Source organism: Xanthobacter autotrophicus (assembly GCF_029991245.1).
GTDB lineage: Bacteria > Pseudomonadota > Alphaproteobacteria > Rhizobiales > Xanthobacteraceae > Xanthobacter > Xanthobacter autotrophicus_C.
Map to the genome: position 1 here is coordinate 1 of NZ_JAIVFO010000071.1, position 23,467 is coordinate 23,467.

General features: G+C 64.5%; 19 protein-coding genes, 1 tRNA gene and 6 pseudogenes. 9 read left to right on the top strand and 17 right to left on the bottom strand.

What is annotated here, in order from left to right:
* Positions 1-191: 191 nt before the first annotated feature.
* Both K9U41_RS13225 and K9U41_RS13230 read left to right on the top strand, forming a co-directional pair.
* The gene (locus tag K9U41_RS13225) at positions 192-1,382 is read left to right on the top strand and encodes an FIST signal transduction protein (protein ID WP_282641308.1); all 1,191 of its coding nucleotides are present in this window, start codon (positions 192-194) and stop codon (positions 1,380-1,382) included.
* A 6-nt stretch (positions 1,383-1,388) separates the two neighbouring features.
* Positions 1,389-2,771 (top strand): hybrid sensor histidine kinase/response regulator, encoded by a 1,383-nt coding sequence (locus tag K9U41_RS13230; RefSeq protein WP_282641309.1) that lies wholly within the window; start codon positions 1,389-1,391, stop codon positions 2,769-2,771.
* Between the two features lie 59 nt (positions 2,772-2,830).
* On the opposite strand, the gene K9U41_RS13235 is transcribed toward K9U41_RS13230, so the two are convergent.
* The 4 genes from K9U41_RS13235 to pedF all read right to left on the bottom strand — a co-directional run bounded on the left by K9U41_RS13235 (position 2,831) and on the right by pedF (position 6,868).
* Entirely contained in the window at positions 2,831-3,505 is a 675-nt protein-coding gene (locus tag K9U41_RS13235; RefSeq protein ID WP_282641310.1) for a response regulator transcription factor, read from the bottom strand.
* 88 nt (positions 3,506-3,593) lie between these two features.
* A complete protein-coding gene (locus K9U41_RS13240; protein WP_282641311.1) occupies positions 3,594-5,369 on the bottom strand; it encodes a PQQ-dependent methanol/ethanol family dehydrogenase in 1,776 nt (591 codons plus the stop codon).
* Between the two features lie 211 nt (positions 5,370-5,580).
* A complete protein-coding gene (locus K9U41_RS13245) occupies positions 5,581-6,411 on the bottom strand; it encodes a substrate-binding periplasmic protein (RefSeq protein WP_282641312.1) in 831 nt (276 codons plus the stop codon).
* Positions 6,401-6,868, bottom strand: a complete 468-nt coding sequence (pedF, locus tag K9U41_RS13250; RefSeq protein WP_394107466.1) for a cytochrome c-550 PedF — start codon at positions 6,866-6,868, stop codon at positions 6,401-6,403. Before pedF ends, K9U41_RS13245 begins: the two co-directional genes overlap by 11 nt.
* A gap of 244 nt (positions 6,869-7,112) precedes the next feature.
* On the opposite strand from pedF, the gene K9U41_RS13255 reads away from it, so the two are divergent.
* From K9U41_RS13255 to K9U41_RS13265, 3 genes and pseudogenes are all read left to right on the top strand, one after another.
* Positions 7,113-8,333: an ABC transporter substrate-binding protein gene (locus tag K9U41_RS13255; RefSeq protein WP_282641313.1), complete on the top strand. Its 1,221-nt coding sequence runs from the start codon at positions 7,113-7,115 to the stop codon at positions 8,331-8,333.
* Between the two features lie 34 nt (positions 8,334-8,367).
* Complete coding sequence (locus tag K9U41_RS13260) at positions 8,368-9,345, top strand: PQQ-dependent catabolism-associated beta-propeller protein (protein ID WP_282890867.1); 978 nt, start codon at positions 8,368-8,370, stop codon at positions 9,343-9,345.
* A gap of 142 nt (positions 9,346-9,487) precedes the next feature.
* Positions 9,488-10,423 (top strand): annotated as a pseudogene (locus tag K9U41_RS13265) (IS5 family transposase).
* A 146-nt stretch (positions 10,424-10,569) separates the two neighbouring features.
* Here K9U41_RS13265 and K9U41_RS13270 read toward each other — a convergent pair.
* Positions 10,570-11,073, bottom strand: a pseudogene (locus K9U41_RS13270) (IS630 family transposase); the annotation flags it as partial.
* Between the two features lie 131 nt (positions 11,074-11,204).
* Here K9U41_RS13270 and K9U41_RS13275 point away from each other — a divergent pair.
* Positions 11,205-12,326: pseudogene (locus tag K9U41_RS13275) on the top strand (IS3 family transposase).
* Here K9U41_RS13275 and K9U41_RS23955 read toward each other — a convergent pair.
* The 5 genes and pseudogenes from K9U41_RS23955 to K9U41_RS13295 all read right to left on the bottom strand — a co-directional run bounded on the left by K9U41_RS23955 (position 12,323) and on the right by K9U41_RS13295 (position 15,819).
* Positions 12,323-12,472, bottom strand: coding sequence for a transposase (locus tag K9U41_RS23955; protein ID WP_394107584.1), 150 nt, complete (start codon positions 12,470-12,472; stop codon positions 12,323-12,325). The pseudogene K9U41_RS13275 and the gene K9U41_RS23955 sit on opposite strands and share 4 nt — an antisense overlap.
* Before the next feature lie 10 nt (positions 12,473-12,482).
* Positions 12,483-13,199: a transposase gene (locus K9U41_RS13280; protein ID WP_282641314.1), complete on the bottom strand. Its 717-nt coding sequence runs from the start codon at positions 13,197-13,199 to the stop codon at positions 12,483-12,485.
* Positions 13,200-13,579: 380 nt separating this feature from the next.
* Positions 13,580-14,196, bottom strand: a pseudogene (locus K9U41_RS13285) (winged helix-turn-helix domain-containing protein); the annotation flags it as partial.
* A 67-nt stretch (positions 14,197-14,263) separates the two neighbouring features.
* Positions 14,264-15,106, bottom strand: a complete 843-nt coding sequence (locus K9U41_RS13290) for an ABC transporter permease (RefSeq protein WP_282641315.1) — start codon at positions 15,104-15,106, stop codon at positions 14,264-14,266.
* Positions 15,103-15,819 (bottom strand): ABC transporter ATP-binding protein, encoded by a 717-nt coding sequence (locus K9U41_RS13295; protein WP_282641316.1) that lies wholly within the window; start codon positions 15,817-15,819, stop codon positions 15,103-15,105. Before K9U41_RS13295 ends, K9U41_RS13290 begins: the two co-directional genes overlap by 4 nt.
* Positions 15,820-16,385: 566 nt before the next feature.
* Here K9U41_RS13295 and pqqC point away from each other — a divergent pair.
* From pqqC to K9U41_RS13310, 3 genes and pseudogenes are all read left to right on the top strand, one after another.
* Positions 16,386-17,141, top strand: a pseudogene (pqqC, locus tag K9U41_RS13300) (pyrroloquinoline-quinone synthase PqqC); the annotation flags it as partial.
* Positions 17,142-17,294: 153 nt separating this feature from the next.
* Positions 17,295-17,645 carry a pseudoazurin gene (locus K9U41_RS13305; RefSeq protein ID WP_282641326.1) on the top strand — a complete coding sequence of 117 codons (351 nt, stop codon included), beginning with the start codon at positions 17,295-17,297 and terminating at the stop codon, positions 17,643-17,645.
* Positions 17,646-17,928: 283 nt separating this feature from the next.
* Positions 17,929-18,015, top strand: a tRNA-Leu gene (locus tag K9U41_RS13310).
* Between the two features lie 425 nt (positions 18,016-18,440).
* Here the strand turns inward: K9U41_RS13310 and pqqE are convergent.
* The 7 genes and pseudogenes from pqqE to K9U41_RS13345 form a co-directional block, all read right to left on the bottom strand.
* Positions 18,441-19,577, bottom strand: a complete 1,137-nt coding sequence (gene pqqE / locus K9U41_RS13315) for a pyrroloquinoline quinone biosynthesis protein PqqE (RefSeq protein WP_282641327.1) — start codon at positions 19,575-19,577, stop codon at positions 18,441-18,443.
* Between the two features lie 5 nt (positions 19,578-19,582).
* Complete coding sequence (gene pqqD, locus K9U41_RS13320; RefSeq protein WP_282641318.1) at positions 19,583-19,873, bottom strand: pyrroloquinoline quinone biosynthesis peptide chaperone PqqD; 291 nt, start codon at positions 19,871-19,873, stop codon at positions 19,583-19,585.
* Positions 19,870-20,775 carry a pyrroloquinoline quinone biosynthesis protein PqqB gene (pqqB, locus tag K9U41_RS13325; protein ID WP_282641319.1) on the bottom strand — a complete coding sequence of 302 codons (906 nt, stop codon included), beginning with the start codon at positions 20,773-20,775 and terminating at the stop codon, positions 19,870-19,872. The genes pqqD and pqqB overlap by 4 nt, the downstream gene beginning before the upstream one ends.
* Positions 20,776-20,800: 25 nt before the next feature.
* The gene (gene pqqA / locus K9U41_RS13330) at positions 20,801-20,929 is read right to left on the bottom strand and encodes a pyrroloquinoline quinone precursor peptide PqqA (protein ID WP_282641320.1); all 129 of its coding nucleotides are present in this window, start codon (positions 20,927-20,929) and stop codon (positions 20,801-20,803) included.
* A 414-nt stretch (positions 20,930-21,343) separates the two neighbouring features.
* Positions 21,344-22,624 carry a type II toxin-antitoxin system HipA family toxin gene (locus tag K9U41_RS13335; RefSeq protein ID WP_282641321.1) on the bottom strand — a complete coding sequence of 427 codons (1,281 nt, stop codon included), beginning with the start codon at positions 22,622-22,624 and terminating at the stop codon, positions 21,344-21,346.
* Positions 22,614-22,952 carry a helix-turn-helix transcriptional regulator gene (locus K9U41_RS13340; RefSeq protein ID WP_282641323.1) on the bottom strand — a complete coding sequence of 113 codons (339 nt, stop codon included), beginning with the start codon at positions 22,950-22,952 and terminating at the stop codon, positions 22,614-22,616. The genes K9U41_RS13335 and K9U41_RS13340 overlap by 11 nt, the downstream gene beginning before the upstream one ends.
* A 135-nt stretch (positions 22,953-23,087) precedes the next feature.
* Positions 23,088-23,467, bottom strand: a pseudogene (locus K9U41_RS13345) (hypothetical protein); the annotation flags it as partial.

Consider the following 23,467-nt stretch of genomic DNA (forward strand, 5'->3'; position numbering starts at 1 on the left):
TCCCTGCCCTCCCCCGCAAGCGGGAGAGGGTTCTCCACCGCCCCCGGTCATCGCAACAGATTTTCAAACTGACCCACTACCACCGGTTCAATTTCCTTGCCTGCCTATGGCGCATCAGGGATAATTCCCTTTGGCTTCGGCCAACTAATAAGAATGGGCCGGCAAGATTGGCCCGCAATTGGGAGGAACGCATGGTGATGCTCACTCACCTGAGGGCGGAGAAGTGTGGCGCGTCCGTTCCGGTCGTATGGGATGGAGGTGTGGTTGCGGCTTGGTCCAATCGCGCCAACGGGCGCGACGCCATCGCTGAGATTGCGGGCGCGGCGCGGGTGCACGACGTCGGATTCCTGCTGATCTTCGCCTCGTCCTACTATGACCCCCGCGACATCGTCGACGGTCTTGCCGCCCACTTTCCAGATGTGCCTCACGCCGGTTGCTCAACAGCGGGGGAGATCGGGCCCACCGGCATCGCCGATCGCAGCCTTGTGGCCCTGGCCTTCCCCAAGGACGACTTCGACATCGCGTGTTCCTATTTCGAGACCACTGACGATTTCAGCGTCGAGCTGGTCGCCGAGCTGGTCGCCGAGCTCTGCCACCGCCTCGATCTCGACCGGACGGCGGAAGCGGGGCACGGGTTCGCGCTCACCCTTCTCGACGGCCTAGGCCGGCATGAGGAGCTGGTTCTTGCCGCTTTGCAGGGGGCGCTGGACGACATCCCGATGGTTGGCGGATCACTCGGCGATGACCTCGCCTTCACTTCAACTTTTGCCTTCTGCGACGGGCGCACCTTCCGCGGCGCGAACCTGGTGCTGCTGATTCGAACCGATCGCCCCTTCGAGCTCTTCAAGTCCGACCATTTCCTGCCGACCTCGAGCAAGCTGGTGGTGACCGCCTGCGATCCCGACCTTCGGGTGGTGACCGAACTCAATGCCGAGTCCGCATGGCTCGCCTTCGCCGAGGCCGCCCATGTCGATCCGGATGTCCGCATCGGCATAAACTTTGCGGCTCACCCCCTGCTGGTGCGGGTGGGGGGCGAATATTATTGCCGTTCGATCCAGAAACTGAACGATGACAACAGTTTGTCGTTCTATTGCGCAATCGATACCGGCGTGATCCTGACCGTCGCGAAGACGAAGGACATGGTCGCGACACTTGAGGAAACTCTGTCAAGTCTCGAAAACAGGCTCGGCGGGTTGGACTTCGTGCTGGGCTTCGACTGCATCCATCGCCGGCTCGAAGCGGAAAATCGCCAGATCGTCCATCAGATTTCAGACATCTTTAGGCGTTTCCGTGTGTTCGGTTTTAGCACTTACGGAGAGCAGTATAATGCCATGCACCTGAACCATACGTTCTCTGGAGTTGCATTCGGCCGCCGGCAATAGTGTGAGATGCGTCACTCCGCTCTCGATCCGGCATCTACTCCCGATCTGCAAGCGCGGATTGCCGAGCTTGAGCAGCGCGTCGCGAAGCTCGAGAAGATCAATTCGGTCCTGATCGATCGCGCAGAACGGGCGGTGGACAACGGCCAGGGAAGCGCCTTCTCCCTATTCCAGACCGCCATCGGCCTTGAGCGACAGGTGCGCGAGCGCACCTGTCAGCTCTCGCGGACGCTGCGCCGTCTGGAGCAGGTCAACGCCGAGCTCGCCGATGCGAAGAACTTGGCCGAGCGGGCGAGCCGCGCCAAGACGCGCTTCCTGGCCCAGGCGGGCCATGACCTGCTGCAGCCCCTCTACGCCGCGCGCCTCACCCTCTCGGCCCTCGACGAGGTCCAGACCAGTGACGAGGGGCACCGCCTGACGCTACGGGTCGAACGCGCGCTCTTCACCAGTGAAAGCCTGCTGAAGTCGCTGCTTGACATCTCCCAGCTCGATGCCGGCGTGGTGATCCCGCAGGTGAGCACGGCGGCGCTCGGGCAATTGCTGTCAGATCTTGCCAACGACTTCGCACCTATCGCCCATCTTCGCAATCTCGACCTCCGGGTGGTGCCATCCAGCGTCCACGTCTCCACCGATCCGCTGATGCTGAAGCGGATCCTGCAGAATCTCGTCTCAAATGCCCTGCGCTACACGGAGAAGGGGCGCGTGCTGGTGGGGGTCAGACACCGGCACGACTGGATCCGCATTGAGGTGATCGACACCGGCTCCGGCATCCCCAAAGACCAGCATTGCGCCATCTTCGACGAATTCCACCGCGGCAAGGGCGCGGCATCCGAACCGGAGGTGGTGGGGCTGGGGTTGGGCCTCTCCATTGTACAGCGCCTCATCCGCACCCTCGGGCACCGCCTGGCGCTGGAGTCGGAGGTGGGTAGGGGCTCGAAGTTCTCCGTGGAGCTACCGCGGACCGAAGGGTTGCCGCTGCCCCTCGCCCAGCCGTTCGAGGATCATCCAAGCCAGGGCAGGGGCCTGTCCGGCGCCCTTGTCGTGGTGATCGATAACGATTCGGCGGTGCGCGAGGCCACCGCGGAGCTCATCAAGCGCTGGGACTGCAAGGCGGTTCCCATCTGCGACCTGAGCGAGATGGAGGAGGTGGTCGCCCAGCGTGGCCGCGCACCCGATCTGCTGCTGGTGGATTACCATCTCGACCACGGCTCCGGCCTCGACGCCATTGCTGCTGTCCACGCAAGCTGCGGGGTCGATGTGCCGGCCATCGTCGTGACTGCTGACTACAGCGAGGAAACCGAGGCCCGTGTCGCTGCCGCCGGCATCGAGCTGCTGCGCAAGCCGGTCAAACCAGCCGAGCTGCGCGCGCTCATGGCCCATTTGCTGGAGTAGGCGCGGAAAGAAGACCCACCAGGTGCCGGCCTGCACCCCGAGCTTTGCGCCGGCGTCGTTCAGTGCTGGTGGCCAGCGTCCTCGTCGAGGATCTGATTGAAATTAATCTTGGACGTTTCGATTACCGCTTGGGTGCGCGAGAGGACGTTGAGCTTGCGCAGGATCCCGGAGATGTGCGCTTTCACCGTCGTCTCGCCCACGTCGAGTTCATGGGCGATCTCTTTGTTGAACTTGCCCTGCCGGAGCATTTGCAGCACTCGCATCTGCTGGGATGTCAGGCTGGAGAGCCGCGCTATAAGCTCCAAATTCTCCGGTCTGCCGGAGGATGTCGCCCCACTTTCGTACCCGTCCGGCAGATAGACGGACCCGCCGATGACTTTCTGCACCGCCTGGGCCAGTTCCGCCTTCTTCGCGGATTTCGAGGCAAAGCCGGAAATGCCATAGCTCAGCGCCTCGCGGACGACACCCTGGTCATCAAGGCCGGAGATCATCAAGATCGGCAGACGGGGAAATCGTGAGCGGATCATCAGGAGGCCGTCGAAACCCTTGGTTCCAGGCATCGAGAGATCGAGCAGCGCAAGATCATAGCCGCGCCGCTGGCCCGAAATCACCTCGATGGCGGCATCGACGCTGGCGGCCTCGTGCATCTCGGCCTTGGGATAGACCGACTGAATGACCAATTGGATCGCTTCACGGAACAGCGGATGGTCGTCGATGATTAGGAACTTGTGCATAGCGCCTGCTCCGGTGCGGCGCCGGAGCTTGTCCGGCGCCGCATTGACCCAATCGATCGCCTCCGCTAGGAAGCATTCTCGGCTACCCTCATTTCGCAGCAACGGTCTTCGGCAGCTTGAAGGCCCACATAGAGCCGCCCTGGCTGATGTTCTTGATCACCTTGGCGACCTCGCCACCCCAGAGCGGAACTGCGCCACCCCACCCGGAGACGACGCCGACCCATTGCTCGCCGTCCTGCTCCCAGGTGATTGGTGACCCAACAATACCGGAACCGGTGTTGAACTTCCACAATTCCTCGCCGGTCTTCGCATCGAACGCTTTGAGGTAGCCTTCCGGCGTGCCCATGAAGACGAGGCCGCCAGCGGTGGTCAGAACGCCGCCCCACAGGGGCGCCTTGTTCTTATACTCCCACTTGATCTCGCCGGTCGCCGGATCGATCGCCTTCAGCGAGCCGATGTGATCCTCGAAGATCGGCTTGATGGTGAAGCCGGCGCCAAGAAAGGCCGCGCCCTTCTTGTAGGTGATCGGCTCGTTCCAGATGTCCATACCCCATTCGTTGGACGGCACGTAGAACAGCCCCGTCTGCTTCGAATAGGCCATCGGCATCCAATTCTTGCCGCCGAGGAACGACGGCACCGAGAACACCGACTTGCCGGGCTTGCCGGGCTCGGCCTTGGAGGGATCGCCGGGGCGGCTTTCCTCATTGTAGATCGGCCGGCCGTCCGGGCCGATGCCCTTGGCCCAGGTAATCTGCTTTACGAACGGCGTCGCCGAGAGGAATTTGCCGTTGGTGCGGTCGAGCACGTAGAAGAAGCCGTTGCGATCGGCCGTGGCGCCCGCCTTGACGGTGGCGCCGTTCTTCTTGAGGTCGAACGAGATGAACTCGTTCACACCGTCGAAGTCCCAGCCGTCGTGGGGCGTGGTCTGGAAGGCCCATTTGATCTCGCCGGTGTCGGGATCAAGGGCAAGCCGCGACGCCGTCCAGCGGTTGTCGCCTGGACGGGTGTAGGAGTTCCACGGCGCCGGATTGCCGGTGCCGAAGAAGATCAGGTTGGTCTCCGGATCATAGGTGCCGCCGAGCCAGGTGGCGCCGCCGCCGGTCTTGTACATCTCGCCTGGCCAGGTCTCGCCCGCCTTGCCGGTCATGGTGGAGGGCTTGCCGTCCAGCAGGCCCACGAAGCCTTCGATCACCGGGCGCGACCAGACAAGCTCGCCGTTCTCAGGGTTACGCGCCTCAACGCGGCCCACCGCGCCAAACTCGCCGCCCGAGACCCCGGTTACTAGCAGCGGGCCGCGCTTGGAGGGGACGATCAGGGGCGCGGCGGTATAGGAATAGCCCGCCTCGAAATCGTCGATCTTCTTGCGCCACACCACCTTGCCGGTTTTGGCATCGAGCGCGACGAGCCGGGCGTCGAGCGTACCGAAGAATACCTTGTCGCCGAGAATCGCCGCGCCGCGGTTGACCACATCGCAGCAGGGCAGGATGCCCTCCGGCAGCCGGGCCTCGTACTCCCAGAGCTTCTCGCCTGTACGCGATTCGACCGCGAAGATGCGCGAGTAGGAGGCCGTGACGTAGATGGTGCCGTCATAGACGATCGGCTGGGCTTCCTGCCCGCGCTGCTTCTCGCCACCGAACGAGAACGCCCAGGCGGGAACGAGTCCCTTGATGTTGTTCCTGTTCAGCCTGTCGAGGGGAGAAAAGCGCTGGCCCTGGACTCCGAGGCCATTGGTGAGCACGCTCTTCGGATTGTCCTGATCCTTGAGCAAGTCGGCGATGGTCGGCCCCTCGGCGTGCACCCATCCGACGCCGGCCACGAGCGAAACTATGCTCAGGGCCGCGAGTGCGAATTTTCTGATCGTCATGGAATGCGTTCCTCCTGGTGCGTTTCTCTTCCCTGCCGCGGGCGAGCCCCTGTCCGGTGCGCCTCTCCGGGCGTTCATCGATAGCCTGACGATGATACGCGCCCTGCCGCACCGAGTTTATTGCCAATAGGTGCTAATCTGCAGCCTCCTGCGATCATCGGAACACTGGCGGTTTGGCTGCCAATGCTTAGTGGTAGAACCTCTCCGGAGCTCAATTCGCGGGCGGCTGCCAAGTCACGTTGAACCGCGCATGGATGGCGGCAAGCCGGCCGTCCTTGGCCGCTTCGGTCAGCGCATCCTCCAGCGCATAGGCTAGGTCGTGCGCATCCACCCGCGTCGCGAGGCCAACCGGCCAAGAGGTCTTCACGACGCCGAGGAGCGGCCATTCCTCCACCGAAACCCGACGCCCGGCCTTCGCCGCCGCCCATTCCACTTGCGCCCGCGTCGCCATCAGGGCCGGAACCTCGCCTGAGGAAAACTGTGCCACCGCCGCCTCAAAGCTCGTCGCACGCCGGACATTGTCGGAGATCGCGCCGTTGTAGAGCGCTGAAAGCAGGAGATCGGCCGTGGAGCCCCCCTCCACCGCGATCTTGCGGTTGCGGAAGGCGCCGAAGCTCACGGCCGGAACGGCTTCGGGATCGACGACCACCGCCATGCGCTCCTGCTCGTAGGCGCAGCAGATCACCACCATGTCGTTGCGGAGGCCAAGCTCCTTGTCCACCGGCACATGCAGCATCACGTCGGCCATCACGCGGTCGACGATGTCGCCGCGCCAGACGTTGGCGCGCAGATCGCTGTCCACGTCCTCGCCGGGCATGCGCGCCAGGAACTTCGGCGCCACATGAAGATGCTCAGCGAGAAGACGGCCAATCTCTACGTCGATTCCGGTGAGCGTTCCGCTCTCCTCGAACGACCAAGGCGCAAAATTCCGATAGACAGCTATGACCAGCGTGCCCGAACTCAGAACGTCATCGAGCGGCCGGGCGGCGGCCGGCGCGGCGACAAGCGCCAGCAGCGCCACGAGCCAGAACCTATTTTTCACGGGTTTCGATATAGGAACGGATAGCCCACATCGCCTCCTGGTTCAGCACGTTCTCGAAGGGCGGCATCTTATAGGTACCGTTCTGCGAAAAGCCCCCGCGGATGCGGCTCATGAACCATTCATCGCCCTCTGCGCCGTCGTCGAGGTAGCGCAGATCCGGAGCGATACCGCCGGAGATGACCTGAAGCCCATGGCAGCGCGCGCAATTGGCAGCATAACCGTGCTCGCCAACCTCAATGGCCTTCTTGTACTGCTCGCCGCCCTTCAGGCGATAGGGGTTTTCCTTGAGCCAGCTAGCTCCGACGTTGTTGAGGCCGGCGGTGTCGACCGGCTGCGGGATCACATCGCCGTGTGCGCCAGCCGACCGCGGGCCAACGCCCACCAGAAGGCCGACGGAAACGGCGGCCATGACAGCGCCGATCCGGACAAGGTGCCATGCGGAAACACGAGTGAACATTAAATGCCTCCTCCCGAGGACAATGACCGCTTTCAATTTTCCTTCCCGGGATGCCCCGGGGCGGCTCTTTTGCCTTTAGTTTGTGAAGACCTGGAAACTATCGCCATCACCCCTTCGGCGTAAAGTTGTTCTTTGGTACAAAATTCACGCATCACAACTTGTGCTTGGGTCGATAATTGTCCCCTGGAACCGGAGGCGCGCCGGTGCTAGGCTGTGGCTGGAGAAAGACCTCGGATAAACAATAATGCAGAAGATACTCTTTTTTATTTTTATGTGCTGCCTTCGATTTTGCTGCGTGGCAGGAGCCGCACTGCCGCTGGCTGCTTTCCCGTTTTTTGGCAGTCGCGTAGGAGCAGCCCAGCTCGACATTCGCGTGTCGTTCATCACGCGGGAGGTGCCGGCCCTTGGATTCGAGGCCGAAACCCCGCCCCCACCGCCGAAGGGAGGGCTGGAAGGAGCCCGGCTCGGATTTCTCGATAACGCGGCGACGGGCCGGTTTTCCGGCCAGAGCTGGGTCCTCGGTGAGCGGAGCGTTCCCGAGGACGGCCGTCTGCTGGACGCGGTCAAGGCGGCGCTAGACGCCGGTGAGCGCTACCTGATCATCGATGCACCGGCCGACGAGGTGCTGGCAGCGGCCGATCTCGCCAAGACCGCCGGCGGGCTTGTGTTCAACTCCGGCGCCCCCGACACGCGCCTCCGGGAGGCGGACTGCCGGGCGAACCTCTTCCACACGCTGCCCTCGCGCGACATGCTCGCCGACGCCTTGATGCAATATCTCGCGAAGAAACGCTGGAGCCATCTCCTGCTGGTGCGCGGCCCCGAGGCGGGCGACGGCCTGCTCGCCGATGCCTTCCGCGCCTCCGCCGTCAAGTTCAGGCTCAAGGTCGTCGCCGAGAAGATCTGGGCCGACCCGACCGATGGACGCACCGCCTCGCAGGAGATCCCGGTGCTGACCCAGGCCGGCGATTATGACGTGGTGGTGGTCGCCGACGAGACCCGCGATTTTGGTCGCCAGTTCCCCTATGCCACCTGGCTGCCCCGGCCAGTGGCCGGCTCGACCGGCCTGACGCCCACGGCCTGGAACGACCGCGTCCGCGGCTGGGCAGCAGCGCAGATACAGGACCGTTTCATGAAGATCAACGGCCGGGCGATGGATGCCTACGACTACGCCGCCTTCATGGCCGTACGCGCCCTCGGCGAGGCGGTCACCCGCAGCGGCTCGACCGAGCCGGGAACGATCGCCGCAGCGCTGACCGCGCCCGCCTTTGCCCTCGGCGGCTACAAGGGGGCCATGGCCACATTCCGGCCGTGGAACCGGCAGCTGCGCCAGCCCATCGCGCTGACCCACGGCGAGGGCGTTACGGCCTTCGCCCCAATTCCTGGCTTCGAGCATCGGGTCACGGAGCTAGACACCCTCGGGCGCGACGCGCCGGAGACGAAGTGTCCGTTCCCGTCACCCGAATAACAGCCCGGTCGACGACCGCAAGATCTCTGGAGGAATGCCCGTGCCGATCCGCTGCCTCGCCCTCATTGCTGCGCTCACTGCGCTCGCCCCGCCTGCGTCCGCCCATCTGCTCTACGTTTCCAGCGAGAAGGACAACAAGATTTCCGTGGTCGATACCACCAGCGGGAAGGTTATCGACGAGATTCCGGTCGGCCGCCGGCCGCGCGGCATCACCTTTTCGTCGGACTTCTCCAAGCTCTATGTCTGCGCCTCCGACGGCGACACGGTCCAGGTGGTCGATGTGGCCACCAGGAAGGTCATCCACAACCTGCCGTCCGGTGCCGATCCGGAGCAGTTCGCCTTACATCCAGACAACAGGCGCCTGATCATCGCCAACGAGAACGATGCCATCGCCACCATTGTCGATGTGGACAGCCGCACTGTCGCGGGCCAGGTGAAGGTGGGCGAGGAGCCGGAGGGCGTCGCCGTCTCCCACGACGGGCGCTTCGCCATAGTCACCTCCGAGACCACCAACATGGCCCACTGGATCGATCTCGCCTCCCTCACCGTGACCGACAACATTCTCGTCGGTCCCCGCCCGCGCTTCGCTATCTTCAGTCACAACGATAAGGAGCTGTGGGTCTCCTCGGAGATCGGTGGCGCGGTGGCGGTGATCGAGACCGCCAGCCGCGCCATCCGACGGAAGATTTCCTTCAAGATCCCGGGCGTGTCCAAGGACAAGGTCCAGCCGGTGGGCATGCGCATGACCCGCGATGGTAAGTATGTCTTCGTCGCGCTCGGCCCGGCCAACCAAGTGGCAGTAGTGGATGCCAAGACCTACGAGGTCATCAAGTACATCCTGGTGGGTCGGCGCGTGTGGCATATGGATCTGACCCCGGAGGAGGACCGACTCTGGGTCACCAACGGCGTCTCGGGCGACGTCACCGAGATCGACGTGCCCTCGCTGACGGCGGTGCGCACGGTGAAGGTGGGGCGCTATCCCTGGGGCGCGGCGATCCGGCCAACCAAGTAGGGCGGCTCCCTGCGACGCGGGGCAGAGGAGGCCTCTCGGCGGCTGGATCGCGCGTTACGTTATGAGACCTGTGCGCGGATAGTTCTCGACGATAGCCAGCTGACATGATTCACTCAATCAACGCAATGGATTGAGGTGTTCCATGTCGCGGCGGCGGATCGGGCAGGAGAGCTTCGGGTTCGGCGATGCGGGGCGTCGGCATTCTTCCTTGGACGATCTGGCGACGTTGATCGACTGGGCTTGCGTCGATCTGCGGCTCGCCGATATCTCCTGCGCGGCGAAGGGCGAGCCGGCTTGGCTGCCTCTGGCGCTGTTCAAGGCGCTGCTGCTCGCCGTCTGGTACGACCTGTCGGACGTGAAGCTCGCCGAGGCTCTCGACGATCGTGCGTCGTTCCGCCGGTTCTGTGGTTTCTCCGGCGCCGAGCCGACGCCGGAACGCACCGCCTTCGTTCGCTTCCGCAAGGCGTTGACCACCCGAGGGCTCGACGAGGTGTTGTTCGACGATGTGACGGCCCAGTTGAAGGCCAATGCGGTGCGGGTGAAGACCGGCACGCTCGTCGACGCCACCATCATCGCTTCCGCCAGCAAGGGCGACGAGGAAGCGCGGTGGGTCAAGCACAAGCGCAAGCCGGCGGTTCATGGCTTCAAGGCCCATGTCGGTGCCGACGCCGACACTGCGCTGGTCGAGGAGATCGCCATCACCCCGGCCAACGTTCATGACGGCAAGGCCGGCGGCGGCGCCCTTCCCGACGATCCCGGTCAGGTCTTCGCCGACAGCGCCTACCGCGGCGAGACGTTCCGGGCGGCCGTTCGGGGCAAGGGCGGAACGCCACGCATCGTCGCCACCCACATGTGGGGGCATGACGAGCAGGAGACCCTGGCCCGGCTCGATGCCTGAAACCAACCGATCCACCGGATCCGGGGCCGGATCGAGAAGATCTTCGGGACCTGGAAGCGATCCTATGGGCTCCGGCGGATCCGATGGTTGGGTTTGGCGAAGGCTTCCCTGCAGATCCGCCTCACCGCAATCGCCTCCAACATGAGACGAACCCTGAGCATCCTCGCAGCTGCCGCGTAGGGGAGGTTCGAGAAGTTGCCGACCTCCGGCGTCGGTGATCAACAGAGGGCAGGCATCCTCACCAGCAACCCGCCAAAGACCGCATTCCATTCATCAAATCAGCACGATAAGCCAACCGCGCACAGGTCTCGTTATACCAACGGCCCTTATGAATGACCGATATGCGCCCGTTGGCGCATGCCGATGGATGTGATGGTTTCTGGGTTTTCGGTGAGGCTGCGCCACGCCTCGCAGGCGGCATCGACGATGTCGGCGTAGGTCTCGAAGACGCGGTTGGAGAGAAAGTTCGATCGCAGATATTGCCAGATCTGCTCGACCGGGTTCATCTCCGGCGAGCGCGACGGCAGGAAGATCAGCGTTATGTTGTTCGGGACGGTGAGCATCCTCGTAGTGTGCCATCCGGCGCGATCGAGCAGCAGCACGGCGTGCGATCCCCGAGCGACCATGGTCGAGATTTCGTCGAGGTGCATCTGCATGGCCTCGGTACCGATATAGGGCAGCGTCAAGGCGGCACCGACGCCGCGCGCCGGGCAGATGGCCCCGAACAGCCAGGCATTGTCGTAGCGCTGGTCGGCGGGCTGGCGGGGTCGCGTTCCGCGCCGCGCCCATTGCCGGACGATGCCGTTCTTCTGACCGATCCGGGCCTCATCTTATGGGATGGTTCGCCTCCTCCCTCTGGCGGATAATCAGTCCAGTCCAGCAACGGAGGTACATCATGCAGTGAACCGCCCCTAGATTCCTGGACGCCTTCTTCCCTAAATTTTGAGGCAAGGAGGCCCCGATGGGCAAAGCGAACTTCACCGAGGACTTCAAGCAAGACGCGGTCGTTCAGATCACTGAGCGGGGTTATCCGGTTGCGGAGGTGGCTGCGCGGCTGGGGATCAGCAAGTACTCGCTCTACGAGTGGAGGAAGCGGTACGGCAGGCCTGCTGCCGTGGCCCGCGATGACGAGCAGGCCGCTGAGGTCCGCCGGCTGAAGCGCGAGTTGCAGCGCGTGACGGAGGAGCGCGACATCAAAAAAAAGCGGCCGCGTACTTCGCCAAGGATGCAAAGTGAAGTACGCGGTCATCGCTGAGCATCGCCTGCTGTTTTCGATCCGTGCCATGTGCCGGTGCCTGCGTGTCCAGCCCAGCGGCTTCTACGCCTGGCTGAAGGACCCGCTGAGCAAGCGGGCGCAGGAAGACCAACGGCAGACCGAGCTGATCCGCGCGGCATGGAGCGAGAAGCTTCACGACGATCTGGCGGACATGGGCGAGAGCTGCTGTCCGAACCGGGTTGCGCGGCTGACGCGGCTTGCCGGCATCCGGGCGCAGATCGGCTACTGCGCCGCCCCGGCCACTATGGAGGCAAGCCATCCCTGGCGGTCGACAACACGCTCGATCGCCGGTTTGACGCGGAGGCGCCTGACAAGGCCTGGGTGACCGACATCACCTACATCCGCACCCACCAAGGCTTCGCCTATCTGGCGGTCGTGATCGACCTCTTCTCCCGCCGCGTCGTCGGCTGGTCCGTGCAGGCCCGGCAGACGACCAACGTCGTGCTTCAGGCGTCGCTGTCCGCCGTCTGGCGACGCAAGCCGAAGGACCGTGTGCTGGTGCATTCGGATCAGGGGAGTCAGTTCACCAGCATGGAGTGGGCTTCGTTCCTGAAACACCACGATCTGCAGCCCTCGATGAGCCGTCGCGGGAACTGCCACGACAACGCCGTGGCCGAGAGCTTCTTCAACCTGCTCAAGCGCGAACGCATCCGCCGCACGGTCTACCGCTCGCGCGACGAGGCACGTCGCGACGTGTTCGATTACATCGAGATGTTCTACAATCCGACCCGCAAGCACGCACGGAACGGGATGCTGTCGCCCATCGAGTTCGAACGGCAGCACAAAGTGAAAGCCGAGGGCGTCTAGAAAACTAGGGGCGGTTCAATGCCGAAACGAAGGTCCTTCATGTCTCGAAATCCCGGCTCGATCGTCCAGCGTTTGGCGTAATAGTTCATGATCTCGCGCGCTGTCGCCTCGGCGTTGCTGGCGGCCAGACACCAAGCCTCTTTCATATCCCTGGCCTTAACACAGACGACCGCCCCAACCTTTGTGCCGGCCCGCCGTAACCTCGGCGTCGCGCAGCTTGCGCGCTCGTCCTCCCTTGCCTACCCACGCGGCGGCCGGGCGCGTTTGCCCATCGGCCGCGCTGACATGGATATTGCCGCGAAACCGGATGACATAGGCGAACCCCAACGTGTCGAGAAAGTCGAACAGCTTGGCGTCGCCGAAGCCACGATCGGCCAGAATCGTCACCGCGACACCCTCGGGCAACACCTGCGCCAGGCGGGCAAGGCAGAGGTCCTCGAAGTCGTTGCGCTGGTCCTTCAACTCGTCCTTCAAGACGCTCAGCCACAACAAGGGCGTGGCCCGCCCGTGGTTGGTGACGAGACTCAAGGCCAGCGTCGCCTGACCGTCAGCGTCGAAATCCGTCCAGTCCATGGCAACGACAATCGTCTTGCGCGCGCCAACAACTTCCGCCACCCACGAGGCGAACATGTCCCACACGACGACGCCCTGATTGCTCAATAGCCGATCGACCTGCTTGATGGCGTGCTTGCTCAGCAGGCCCCGCGCTTGGGCCAGGGATTGGCCGATCATCGACACCGCAAGCGACGCGCCCGTCATGACGCCGAGCGCGCCATTGGCAAGTGACATCACGCGCTTGGCGTGAAGATCGTCGGCGAATATGCCATCGAGATATTTTTTAACAAATTCAACGCGCTTGATCGGATGGTTCATGGCCACGCTTCGCTGGGATGGAATTCTCGATGCGCGTCATTTGTCCACGAAATTTGGCCAATATGAGTCCCTGCGAAAATGAGGGGATTCATGAGGTCGCACGTGTCATTTGGGCACTTTTAACCCACAATACGATTTTCGAACCGCGCCCTGCATAAGGCTTGTTCGAATGACTTGCGAGAGGAAAACGATGGCACCGTGGATATGATCAGATGCGCAACCTGATGGTTCCAGTAGATTGTTTCTCTGCTTCAACTGGATATGCGAAACCTGGTGGTGGCAGAAGATCAAAGGATCTGGTCGTCTTGTAAGGAACGCATCCCAGCGGCTCCCATTGTGGCTCGGGCATGATCTGCCCTCAAACAAGCCGGATACGCTGAAGCAGGGTCTTCTGGGCCGTCGTTTCTTCTTGCAAACCGGAGGTGAACCATACACTGGAACCAGACCTCGATGCGGCGCCCCTTCGGCAGGTGCCCGACGTGAGCGTTCAGGGTGCGGGGGAAGTTTTTTTGAAGTCCTCCATGACCTCGGGGTCCTGCCCCGGGTGACGGGGGCGGGCGCTGATGTGCGAGAAGCCGATCACCTTGAGGATCTTGCCGATGGTTCGCTCGTGGTATGCGACGCCGAAGCGGTCCGCGACGACCTTCCTCAGGTCGAGTCGCCGCCACCGGACGACGCCGTGGACCCTGCGATCCGGGCCGGTCTCGACGATCTCAGCGAGTTCGGCCAGCTGCGCCTTCGACAGCCGGGGCGGATGGCCCTTGGAGCGGATGTCGCGCAGCCCGTCGGGGCCGAGCGCGTTGAAGCGGTGAACCCAATCGCGCAGGGTCTGACGATCCATGCCACCGATCCGAGCCGCCTCGGCGCGATCCATCCCATCAAGGACCGCTGCCAGCGACAGCAGCCGCCGGCTCTGGCTGGCGTGTTTCGAAGCAGCGGCGAGCCGCCGCAAATCCGAAGCCGAGTAGTCCGTCCGAAGCTTCACCGCAGAGGCCATGGCGCGAATCCTCCCCGCACCATGGAATCAGCGATCGCACTCAACCGAAAGCCCCAGAGAGTCACCCTCAATGGCCGTTGGTATAATTGCGCGCCAGCGCCCGGAAGGTCGCGGCGCTGCGCGCGGGATTATAGGCCGAGACCGACCATGCCAAGGCGACGAGGCTCGCCCCGGCAACCACCGCAAGGCTGGTCCACGCCACCTCATTATAGAGGGCGAAGCGGATCAGCTCCACCGCGTGGGTGAATGGGTTGAAGCGGCAGATGAAGGCCAGCAGCGGGCTCGATTCTTCGATCTTCCAGATGGGGTAGAGCGCCGAGGAAGTGAAGAACATCGGAAAGATCACAAAGTTCATCACGCTGGCGAAGTTCTCGAGTTGCTTGATCATGGAGGAAAGAAGCAGGCCGATGGCGCCCAGCATGACACCGGAAAGGATGAGGGCTGGCAGCGCCGTCAAATAGCCGAAGGCCGGCGCCTTCACCTCCCAGAACCAGGCGATGGCGAGAAAGACATAGACCTGCGCCACCGCGACGATGACCCCCGCCACCAGCTTGGCGATCAGCAGGTACCAGCGCGGGAACGGGCTTGTCAGCAGCACGCGCATGGATCCCATCTCGCGATCGTAGACCATGGCCAGGGATGACTGCATGCCGCCGAAGAGCAGGATCATCGCCGAGAGGCCGGGCGTGACATAGACCTCATAGAGCACGTAGGTCGCATAGGGCGGGATGATCGACATCCCCATCACCGTCCGGAAGCCCGCGGCGAAGACGAACAGCCAGACCAGGGGACGCACCAGCGCGGAGAGGAAGCGTCCGCGCTGCATCACGAAGCGCAGCATCTCGCGCGTCAGGATGCCGAGGAAGCAATGGACCCAGGCGCTGGTCCCACCGCTGACCCGATCGCTCATGGGGCAACCCTTTCTGTCAGCCGGCGGAAGCCTTCGCCGAGGGAGCCGGCCTGCGCCAATTCCTGCGCGATGCCGTCGAACAGCACGCGGCCCTGGTGCAGCACCGTCACCGCGTCGCTCGGCACGATCTCGTCGAACAGATGGGTGGTCCACAGGACGCCGAGGCCCCGCTCGGCCACCAGCGCGCGGACGAGCGCCACGATGTCTGTCCGGGCGGCCGGATCGAGGCCCGCCGTCGGCTCGTCGAGCACCAGCACGGACGGCTCATGGATCAGCGCCCGGGCGATCTCCACCCGGCGCTGCTGACCACCAGAGAGAGTGCGGACGGGATCGTCCCGGCGCGAGGCGAGGGCAAAGCGCTCGAGGATGTCGAGCGCGCGCGCCCGGACGACCTTGGGGGGCAGGCCACGCAGCGCGCCGTGATAAGCGAGATTGCGCAGCACCGTCAGGTCCGGATCGAGCGTGCGCGCCTGGAAGACGATGCCGAGACGGGTGAGCGCCATGATGGGGGTCCGGGCGATGTCGTGGCCCATCACTGCCATATGTCCTGTCCGGGTGTGAAACAGCCCCGTGATCAGGGAAATCAGGGTGGTCTTGCCCGCGCCGTTGAGGCCGAGGAGCGTGTGAAATTGGCCCGGGCGCACCGCAAAGCTCACCCCTGACAGAACCTTCCGGGCTCCATAGGCATAGCTCACGCCGTCCACGCCGAGCACCGGACCTGCTTCGACCAAAGCCTCTAGGGTCAAGGAACACTCCGCACAATCGAGCCCGGCGACGGGCTTCATCGGCACCGCGAGCCGTCAGCCGCTGCCGGGATTTTCAAGCGTGCGCGGCGCCGTCATCGTCAATGCGCGTCGCGTTTAACACCTTCCACGCACGCCAACAACAGAATCGCGCAGCCTTCCAGAAGATCGCACCACCTGGCCTGTATAGATTTTGTACTTTCGGTCGAATCGACCTTGTTCGCGTTGACGGCATTTCGACCGGCTGTCAGCATTCCGGCGAATCCACACGTGGCGGTCGGGGCCGTGAAGGCCACGATCGACCTGAGGTAGACGGACGGGAGCTCGAGAGGGCCCTCTTGCGACAGATCAAAGCGCGTCACCGCGTCCCTTGTCCCGGCCCCATGCGCAAGACGCAGCGGTCGAGCCAAGGCGGGCCGCGCGGAGCAGCCGCGGCGAGCGCTGCCGCCGGGCGTAGGACCGTGGCCCCCGTGCATCAGGGCACGGAACGCGGGCAACGGGCCGTGTTCGGCCCGCGACGGCAGGGAGATCTGGCCATGAACAAACACTTCATCCTGGCGCTCGACACGGGATCGGCCCCCATGAGCCCCGCTGATCTGGAGACGGCGCTACGCGCCATCGGGACCGAGCGCTACCACGACCTTCACCCCTTCCATGACCTGCTGCACGGCGGCCATCTGGACAAGGGGCAAGTGCAGGCCTGGGCGCTCAACCGCTACTGCTATCAGGCCGCCATTCCGCGCAAGGACGCCTCGCTCATCGGCCGCTGCGAGGACCGCGAGCTGCGACGCGAGTGGCTGCATCGTGTGACCGATCACGACGGCAACTGCGAGGACCCGGGCGGCATCGAGCGCTGGCTGATCCTCACTGATGGGCTCGGGCTCGACCGGGACTATGTGGTCTCGCAGCAGGGCGCCCTTTCCACCACGCGGTTCGCGGTGGAGGCCTACGTGCGTTTCGTGCGCGAGAAATCGCTTCTGGAGGCCGTCGCCTCCAGCCTGACGGAGCTGTTCGCCCCCTCGATCCATCGCCGCCGCATCGCCGGCATGCTGAAGAACTACAGCTTCATCGACGAGACGGTGGTCGCCTATTTCCGCCGCCGCCTCGATCAGGCGCCGCGCGATGCCCAGTTCGCGCTCGATTATGTGAAACGCCACGCGGTCACGGTCGAGCAACAGCGCGCGGTGCTCGCGGCGCTCACCTTCAAGACCGAGGTGCTGTGGGCGCAGCTAGACGCGCTGCACTACGCCTATGTAACGCCGGGCAACATTCCGCCCGGCGCCTTCCGCCCGGCGCCTTCCGCCCCGTTTGACGCATGCCAAGCTCCCGGCACCGCCGGGCCAAAGGAGAGGATGATCATGATCAGGAAGCAGGCCCCCTGGCTCGGAATTGTCGCGGGATTGCTCGTGGCGGCGCCCGCGCAGGCCACCGATTTCCAGGTGAAGATGCTGAGCAAGGGCGAGAAGGGCATGATGGTGTTCCAGCCCGACGCCCTGAAGATCGCGCCCGGCGACACGGTGACCTTCGTTTCGGTGGACCCCGGCCACAATGCCGAGTTGATTCGCAATATGGCCCCGGAGGGCGCGGAGCCCTTCGCCGGTAAGCCGAGTGAGACCGTCTCGCATACCTTCTCCGTGCCGGGCGTCTACGGCGTCAAATGCCGGCCGCACTACGCGATGGGCATGGTGATGGCCATCGCGGTCGGCGAGCCGATCAATCTGGATGCAGCGAAGGCGATGAAGCATCCCGGCAAGGCGCAGAAGGTCATGGATACGGCGCTGGCCGAGCTGCATTGACGGACCCCCCTGGGAGACATTCGTCGAACTGCAGCGTTCCTCCCCCCCCCGGGGCGGCACTGGCCGACCGCTTGCGACCATGGTTGGAAGCGGTCGGCCATTTTTCACCGCAAGGGGACCCTGAGCAGGGTGTCGCCGCAGCGGGGAGAAGGGAATAACCCTCTTGCGCGGACGGCGGGAGGGCCACCTGGACATGGCGTGGACCTCAAGGCATATGAGCACCCATGCAGCCGGATGGAATCGCGCGCCGTCCGCGCTTATGATGGACTATGATGGCGGCCCTGCGGGTGTGGCGGAACTGATAGACGCGACGGATTCAAAATCCGTTCTTGGTGACAGAGTGTCAGTTCGAGTCCGACCACCCGCACCACTGTCTTCTCTTCACGCTGTCGCGGTCTTCGACCGCTTCGCTCCAGAGGGGTTCCGAACCGTCGGCGACGGCCATTCGGCGTTGCCAACCCCTTGGGTTCGAAACCGTTCCGCCAGAGCGCACCATTTCCGTTTGCGCGCGGCGCTACCCGCTGAGCGGCCACGCGGGCTCGACTGCGCTCCGTTTCGCTGCACCATCCTTTTCCCCTGTCCCGGTGCCGTAGGCGCGGCTTTGCGTGTGGGCGCGGGGCGTCGCGGCCCTCGTCCGGAACCCATCACGTGCTTGTCTGGCACGAAGGCCCGGCGGGCGGGGTCCATCGGGCGTAGGGCCTGGCGGATTTCGGGGATCCGGGTAGCCTGCGGCGCGACCGGGCGCTCGGTAGTCGCGGCAGGATCAGGCGGGGAGGGGTCCCTGATCTCCCGCCGTCACGCCGAGACGACGTCCTTCGCGGCGCGCCGGGGGATGTACGGCGGCGGCGCCGAGGTGCTTTCCTGCGTGGCGAGGGCGCTGATCCGCGCATGCTCCGGCGAGAAGGAGCAGGCGGGATCCGTGGCCGCGGCGTCTCCCGTGAGCGCGAATGCCTGGCAGCGGCAGCCGCCGAAATCCCATTCCTTGCGGTCGCAGGAGCGGCAGGGTTCCTGCATCCAGTCGGTGCCGCGGAACGCCTCGAAGGCCGGCGAGGCCCAGATCTCCGCCAGCGAGCGTTCCCAGCAGGAGAAGAACGTGAGGCCGGGGATGGTCTCCGCCGCGTGGCACGGCAGCACCTTGCCGGCAGGGGTGACGCTGATCAGACGCCGTCCCCAGCCGCCGCAGCAGGCCTTAGGGTAGCGCGCGAAATAATCCGGCACCACGAGGTCGATGGCGAGGCGCCCCTTCAGCTCCACCTGCGCCTTCTGCACCCTGCGGATGGTGGTGACGACATCTTCGCGGGCCGGCATCAAGGCGGCGCGGTTGGCCAGCGCCCAGCCGTAAAACTGGGTGTGTGCCACCTCCAGCCGTCGCGCGCCGAGGCGGAGCGCGAAATCGATCATGGCATCGGTGTCGTGGATGTTGCCGCGATGGATCACTGCATTGAGGGTCAGAGGCAGGCCGCAGGCGGTCACGTCGGCGGCGAAGGCGAGCTTGGCCTGATGGCTGCCGGCAAGGCCGCCGACGGCGTCCGCCTGCGTCTGGTTCACCCCCTGAAGGGAAAGCTGGACATGGTCGAGCCCGGCCTCGGCGAGAGCCGGCAGCTTGGCGCGGGCGGCGCCCACGCCCGAGGTGATGAGATTGCTGTAGAGGCCGAGGCGCCGACAGGCGGCGGTGATCTCCACGATGTCGGAGCGCGTGGTCGGCTCGCCGCCGGAGAGATGCACCTGCCGGACCCCGAGGGCCGCCGCCTCGGTGAGAACGCGCAGCCACGTTTCGGTGTCCAGCTCCTCGTTCTTGGAGACGAGGGCGAGGGGATTGGAGCAATAGGGACAGGCCAGCGGACAGCGATGTGTCAGTTCCGCGAGCAGGCCCCAGGGACGATACGCAGGCCCGCGAGATGCGGGCTCGCGCTGTGCCAATTCCGGCTGCATGGACATCACGCGGACTCCTGAAGATCCACCACCCGCTGCGCCACGAGGCGCTCGATCATGGCGATGATCTCGGCCTCCACGCGGGCCTGAGAAGCGGCATATTTCTGCGCCAGGCGTCGGGTGATGGCGGCGATGGAGGAAATGCCGTCCACCTCGTCGATGACGGCGACCGCCATCTGATCAAGCTCGAAGATACGCTCGGGGGCGAGCAGCAGCCAGATCCCCCGGGCCGAATCACGTTCCAGACGGACGCCGCGCGGCAAGCGTGGCACGCTGGCCGCCGTCACCGCCGTCACGGCGTGATCTCCATCCCGTCATGGGCCAACTCCCAGCCGGCGGCACGGACGGCTTCGTTCTCGAGGGAATCCTCAACGAGAACCGGATTGGTGTTGTTGATGTGCACGAAGATCCGCCGTCCCAGCGGGGTTCCGGTCAGCCGGGCGACGGAGCCTTCGGGCCCGGTCATGGGCACGTGGCCCATGCGCCGGCCGGTCTTGGTCCCGACGCCGGCGCGGATCATATCGTCGTCCTCATAGACGGTGCCGTCGAACAGCAGCACGTCGCCGCCGGCGAGCCGCTCTCGCACCGCATCGGTCACCTCGGCGCAGCCGGGTACATAGGCGATGCGGCGCCCCTCGCCTTTGAGGAGCACGCCCACCGTGGTGCCGGTGGTCTCGCCAACCACCGGCTCGCCGCGCTCCTGCCAGAGGGCCACCTTGCCGGGCACCGCGAACAACGTCACCGAAAGTCCCGGCAATGGCTCGACCGGCACGTCGAGTGCCACCGTGCGACGCGGAACGAGGGTGGGATTGACCACGTCGAAGACACCGTTCTGGGCGAGGGCATCCTGGGTTTCGGCGCTGGCGTAGAGGGCGAACGGCTCGGACTCGCGCAGCGACAGCAGGCCGGCGATATGGTCCACGTCGGCATTGGTCACGAGCGCGGCGGCCAGCGGCGTGTGGCGCAGCCCCTCGCGCGGGTGGAGCGCCGGCAGCAGCGCCATTTGCTGGCGGATGTCGGGGGACGCGTTGATGAGCAGGTAACGGGCCCCGTCGAGGGTCACGGCGATGCTCGACTGGGTGCGGGCCTTGACCATGGGGTCGCCGGCCCGCGCCCGTTCGCAGATAGGGCAGCGGCAGTTCCACTGGGGAACGCCGCCGCCCGCGCCTGAGCCGAGGATATGGAGCGTGAGGGGCATCAGAGGGCTCCGGCGCGCTTCCGGCTCAGTCGACGGTGTCGATATCGGCGGACTCGTAGCTGGTCACTTCCATGCCGAGGCAAATCTCGACCACCTCGGGGGTGGTCCATTCCGCGGCGGTGGCTTCGATCACGTGGGTCGTTTCCGTCATCATGTTTCTCCGTGTTGTCGCCCTTTTTTCCGGGCGCTGCCGGAGCCTGGGATCGTCTCCGGCCTCCGGATCGGGCGCCGAGGTGGCGCTCCAATCCTCTTCCTCGCGGTCGGGCGCTTCAACTGTCAAAAGGTCTAAAGACCTGCGTCAGGCGAACGGTTCCGCGGAAGTCCTCGGGGAAGCCACCTTCGGTATAAACGTCGAATGCGCTCGCGCCATCTGACGTTCCGCCAACGCTGCCTGAAAGGCTGCCGCTTCCAAGGCCTGATACGGGCGGTGACTCAATCATGGCGACGACCCGCTTTCGGTCAATTCCGATGGCATCATAGGCGCTGCTCTGCATCGCTACGACGGGCTTTCCACGACGAGCTTGAAGAACGGAGGCCAGGACGCCTTGTGTTCGTCGCGGAGCCCGCCTCATGCCAGCAGCGCCGCGAGCAAAGGCGGCGCTCCCTCGAAAGCGAAGGGATTGAGGAACTGCCGTCGCCACAACAGGTTTCTGTTGACTTCGCTCAAATCCGCTTCCGCGCAGATCACCGCCCACCGATCACGGATCACGGTGATCTGGTGCGCCGCCAAAGCCATCGCGTCTTCGCGAGAGAGGAGGAACAATGGAGCTGCATCGAGACACAGAGCGATCCGGCTCCACCGCTCATTGCCGGCGATCAGCATGGCCTGGGTTGCTTCGCCGCCCGTCCTGGCCTGCGGGCAGATATCATAGGCCGGTGTGAGCATCAGCCTATGGCCCTCCCAGAAGGCGGCATGATTGCGGGCGTGATCGTCGGTGTTGCCACACAGCACATTGAAAAGCATGCGGCTGAAGAGCTCCTTCAGCGTCTCCCTCGGCGCTACGAAACGGTGGCGGATGATCGTCGCGAGATCCTCATAGCTGGCATAGCGCGCCATCAACTCGTCGAGTTCAAGTAGGGTCAGCGCCGAGACCATCGCACGGCGCTGCCAGCCTTCCGTAGACTTCGCGCGATCAAAACGCTCGACCAGCAGAACATCCTTCCCGGCTGCGCGCTCCAGCGCTACGCGAGCGACATTCATGCCGCTCGCGGCCGCGAGGCGCATCGCCACATACTCGGCCTTGACGACGCTGTAGAGGTCGCTTTGCGAGGAGAATTTCGCGACATACTTGCGGTCACCCGACGCGAGCATCGCCTTCGGGCGCGCACCACCGATCGAGCTGCCGTGCAGCAACGCCCGGTCGAGTTCCGGAGTGAGCGGGAGACCTTTTTCGATGCTGGCCGCAGCGTTCATCAGTTCGCCAAGGGAGGCGGATGTCGCGTCGCGGGCGACGTACTCGGTCGCTGATGCCTGGAAATCCAGCGCCCCGATCCGGTCCGAGCCGGACTCCAGAAGATAGGTGAGTTCGTCGAGCGAGGTGACGTCGATATTCTCTCCTTTCGCGCCGAACTTCCGGTTGAGGATCACGCGCCGTCCCCACGCATCGGGCGCCGCGTCACGGATGCAGCTCGGCATGTGCAGTCCGTTGAGGAGCGGCAGCACGCCCGCGCGCAAAGGCAGCTCGGGCGCATAAAGCGGGATGGCGTTCTTCCGCGCGAGATAGCTGCGTCCGTAGTTGAATAGCAGCTGAGCGCCCACCGCAGCGAGCCGGCCGGCGACGACCGGTTCAGTCTCGTCCGGCAGCCAGATCCAGACGAACGCCTCGGTCGGCCCCGCCTTAGAAATCATCCTTGGCCTCCAGTTTCGAGGGGTGCACCGCCTTGGGCAGGAGCGTCAGCATCGCCGCGTTGGCGCCGATCGCGCTTGTGAGCGCCCCCTGATCGGCATCGAAGAGCCGCACGCCCACCACGGCCGCCGCTTCAAAGACGGCGCCGATCGCGCAGCCGGGGTCGCCTTTCTCGATCCTTTGGACCAACCCACGCGAGATCCCGGCGCGTTCGGCCAGTTCCATGGCCGTGATCTTGCGCTCGATGCGGGCGCGACGGATGAGCTGCCCCAGCAGCAGAACGGCGTCGTGGCTGTAGCGGGAATAAGGACGGGTGATCGGCTTGGCCATCGCCGAACGCTCCATAAATAGACCATTAGGTAATTAAATGATCTGTTTATGACTTAAAGCCATCGACCGCAAGGGTCAAATGCCATCTCGATCCACAAATAATCCATACTATATAAAATGATCTGTTTATGGATCTTAATTGCCTCGCCTGCGACCGGGCTGGGAAGCGCGGTGCGTGCCCTCAAGGGCTGACCCCGTCAGTGGGGTAGGTCGTGCTGTGGTCAGTGCACTGTCCGGCGCCCGCTCGACCGGAACCGACCGGCCGACGGAAACGATCGCGCCGCTGCCCTGCCCGCGCGCGGACAGCACCAGCACCTCCGTTCCGTGGTCTTTCTCAAGTTCGGCGTCGCGCCGGCGTACGGAACGCAAAACCCAACCGTTGTAGCTCTCGCCGGTGCGCAGGCGCACCACTGAGCCCGTCGCCTCGATCCGGAAGATGCCGTAGGCGTCGCTCACCCCCACCACCGTGCCGATGAGGGCGACACGGGGCGGGTCAGGGGCTGTGGCTGTGGCAG

Bases quoted from the DNA above. Each gene is read 5' to 3' on its own strand.
- K9U41_RS13225 (WP_282641308.1), top strand. From the start codon at position 192: ATGGTGATGCTCACTCACCTGAGGGCGGAGAAGTGTGGCGCGTCCGTT.
- K9U41_RS13230 (WP_282641309.1), top strand. From the start codon at position 1,389: ATGCGTCACTCCGCTCTCGATCCGGCATCTACTCCCGATCTGCAAGCG.
- K9U41_RS13235 (WP_282641310.1), bottom strand. From the start codon at position 3,505: ATGCACAAGTTCCTAATCATCGACGACCATCCGCTGTTCCGTGAAGCG.
- K9U41_RS13240 (WP_282641311.1), bottom strand. From the start codon at position 5,369: ATGACGATCAGAAAATTCGCACTCGCGGCCCTGAGCATAGTTTCGCTC.
- pedF (WP_394107466.1), bottom strand. From the start codon at position 6,868: ATGTTCACTCGTGTTTCCGCATGGCACCTTGTCCGGATCGGCGCTGTC.
- K9U41_RS13255 (WP_282641313.1), top strand. From the start codon at position 7,113: ATGCAGAAGATACTCTTTTTTATTTTTATGTGCTGCCTTCGATTTTGC.
- K9U41_RS13260 (WP_282890867.1), top strand. From the start codon at position 8,368: ATGCCCGTGCCGATCCGCTGCCTCGCCCTCATTGCTGCGCTCACTGCG.
- K9U41_RS23955 (WP_394107584.1), bottom strand. From the start codon at position 12,472: ATGAAAGAGGCTTGGTGTCTGGCCGCCAGCAACGCCGAGGCGACAGCG.
- K9U41_RS13280 (WP_282641314.1), bottom strand. From the start codon at position 13,199: ATGAACCATCCGATCAAGCGCGTTGAATTTGTTAAAAAATATCTCGAT.
- K9U41_RS13290 (WP_282641315.1), bottom strand. From the start codon at position 15,106: ATGAGCGATCGGGTCAGCGGTGGGACCAGCGCCTGGGTCCATTGCTTC.
- K9U41_RS13305 (WP_282641326.1), top strand. From the start codon at position 17,295: ATGCTGAGCAAGGGCGAGAAGGGCATGATGGTGTTCCAGCCCGACGCC.
- pqqE (WP_282641327.1), bottom strand. From the start codon at position 19,577: ATGCAGCCGGAATTGGCACAGCGCGAGCCCGCATCTCGCGGGCCTGCG.
- pqqB (WP_282641319.1), bottom strand. From the start codon at position 20,775: ATGCCCCTCACGCTCCATATCCTCGGCTCAGGCGCGGGCGGCGGCGTT.
- pqqA (WP_282641320.1), bottom strand. From the start codon at position 20,929: ATGATGACGGAAACGACCCACGTGATCGAAGCCACCGCCGCGGAATGG.
- K9U41_RS13335 (WP_282641321.1), bottom strand. From the start codon at position 22,624: ATGATTTCTAAGGCGGGGCCGACCGAGGCGTTCGTCTGGATCTGGCTG.
- K9U41_RS13340 (WP_282641323.1), bottom strand. From the start codon at position 22,952: ATGGCCAAGCCGATCACCCGTCCTTATTCCCGCTACAGCCACGACGCC.